This is a genomic window from Clostridium polyendosporum, assembly GCF_018332455.1.
Taxonomy (GTDB): domain Bacteria; phylum Bacillota; class Clostridia; order Clostridiales; family Clostridiaceae; genus Clostridium_AY; species Clostridium_AY polyendosporum.
The window spans coordinates 1-388 of the sequence record NZ_BOPZ01000085.1 but is presented as its reverse complement, the minus strand read 5'-3'; the positions used below and the strand labels follow the sequence as shown (position 1 = coordinate 388).

Genomic DNA, 388 nt, shown 5'->3' with positions numbered 1-388 from the left:
TCCCTAAGTTACGGGGTCAATTTGCCGAGTTCCTTAACTGCAATTCTTCCGATGGCCTTAGGATTCTCTCCTCACCTACCTGTGTCGGTTTGCGGTACGGGCACTACTTCTCTTCCTAGACGCTTTTCTTGGCAGCGTGGAATCAGGCACTTCGGCTCTATGAGCCTTCCCCATCACACCTCAGAATTATCAAGAGGGATTTGCCTCCCTTGACTTCCTAAGTGCTTAGACCAGCATCCAATAGCTGGCACACCCTATCCTCCTGCGTCACGCCTTCGGTAATAACGATAAGCAGTGGTATCGGAATATCAACCGATTGTCCATCACCTACGCCTTTCGGCCTCGGCTTAGGTCCCGACTAACCCTCAGCGGACGAGCCTTCCTGAGG

1 rRNA gene is annotated in these 388 nt (G+C 52.3%); it reads right to left on the bottom strand.

Features of this window, described 5'->3' with window-relative positions:
- Positions 1-388 (bottom strand): 23S ribosomal RNA (locus tag CPJCM30710_RS17510); the annotation flags it as partial.